The organism is Actinomadura harenae (assembly GCF_003696215.1).
Taxonomy (GTDB): Bacteria; Actinomycetota; Actinomycetes; order Streptosporangiales; family Streptosporangiaceae; genus Spirillospora; species Spirillospora harenae.
In genome coordinates, this window is record NZ_RFFG01000260.1 from 1 (window position 1) to 1,556 (window position 1,556).

At 67.0% G+C, this 1,556-nt stretch carries 2 protein-coding genes; both read left to right on the forward strand.

Going from position 1 to position 1,556, the window contains the following annotated elements; all coding sequences use genetic code 11:
- Window positions 1-122 precede the first annotated feature (122 nt).
- Complete coding sequence (locus EBO15_RS45650; RefSeq protein ID WP_199745195.1) at window positions 123-521, forward strand: transposase; 399 nt, start codon at window positions 123-125, stop codon at window positions 519-521.
- Window positions 518-1,528 (forward strand): DDE-type integrase/transposase/recombinase, encoded by a 1,011-nt coding sequence (locus tag EBO15_RS43350; RefSeq protein ID WP_122200206.1) that lies wholly within the window; start codon window positions 518-520, stop codon window positions 1,526-1,528. The genes EBO15_RS45650 and EBO15_RS43350 overlap by 4 nt, the downstream gene beginning before the upstream one ends.
- The last annotated feature ends 28 nt before the right edge of the window (window positions 1,529-1,556 follow it).

A 1,556-nucleotide genomic window follows, 5' to 3' on the forward strand; every position in this document is an offset into this window, starting at 1 on the left:
CCCTCTCTGTCAGACTCTTGAGAGACAACAGGACATATGAGTCTTCTGTGACATGAGTAGGGCGAGAGCAGGATTTTCCGGTCGTGACGTTGAGTGTTGTTGATCTCCGCGATGATGGTGTCGTGGGCAAGAAGAAGGAAGGCCCTCGTGCGGGCCGGGCGAAGCGAAGGACGTTCACGCCCGAGTACAAGCTCGCGATCGTGGCCGAGTGGGAGCAGCTGACCGAGCCCGGTGCCCGGGGCGCGTTGCTGCGCCGCGAGGGCCTCTACCACTCACACATTCAGGACTGGAAGCGGCTGGCGGACGCCGGTTCGCTGAACGCGCTGGCGGCCAGGCCGTCCGGGCCCAAGCCGTCCAAGAGCGAGGCCGACCGGCAGGTCGAGAAGCTCGAGCGGGAGAAGGCCGCCCTGGCCGAGGAGCTGGAGAAGACGAAGAAGGCTCTGGCGATCATGGGAAAAGCGCACGAGCTCTTGACGCTGCTGGTCGAGGGCTCGGACTCCGCCACGCCACCACGCCGTTGATCGACCAGGCGGTCGCGGAGCTGGAGCCCCTGTTGGGGACGGCGGCGGCGTGCCGGCTGACCGGCAAACCCCGCGCGACCCTCTACCGGCACCGCAACCCCCGCCCTCGCCCGTTCGGGCCGCGCCGCCCCGTCATCCATCCCGCCGCCCTGTCGGCAGCCGAGCGAGAAGGGGTACTGGCGGTGCTGCGGTCGGATCGGTTCGCCGACAAGTCTCCCGCTCAAGTGTGGGCGATTCTGCTGGACGAGGGCACCTACCTGTGCTCGATCTCCACCATGTATCGGCTGCTCCGGCAGCACGGCGAGGTGCGGGAGCGGCGCCGTCAGGCCACCCACCCGCCGCGCAAGCGGCCCGAGCTGATGGCGACCGGCCCCAACCAGGTTTGGAGCTGGGACGTGACGAAACTGAAGGGGCCGTGGAAGGGCGTCTACCACGACCTCATGGTGATGATCGACATCTTCTCCCGCAAGGCCGTCCATTGGAAGATCGTCCCGGAGTCCGGAGCGAACGCCAAGACCTTCCAGGAAGAGGCGTTCACCGCCAACGGCGGCATCGTCCCCACCCACGTGCACGCCGACAACGGGCCCGCGATGACCAGCAAGGACGTCGCCCAACTCCTCGAGGACCTGAAGATCACCCGCAGCCACTCCCGGCCGCACGTCTCCAACGACAACCCCTACAGCGAAAGCAACTTCAAGACACTCAAGTACTGCCCCGCCTTCCCCGGCCACTTCGACACCCCTGAGGCCGCGGCCCGGTTCTGCCAGGCGTTCTTCACCCACTACAACGACCACCACCGGCACTCCGGCATCGGCCTGCACACCCCCGCCTCGGTCCATGACGGCACCGCCGTCACGATCCGCCGGCAGCGGGCCGAAGTCCTCACCGCGGCCTACGCCGCCAACCCCGGGCGCTTCCACGCCCGACCCACCCCGCCCAAGCCGCCCACCAAGGTCTTCATCAACAAACCCCCGAAGGAGAACCCCGAGACAGAACAAGCAGCCTGAACTGTCTCATCCGGTTTGACAGGTTCCG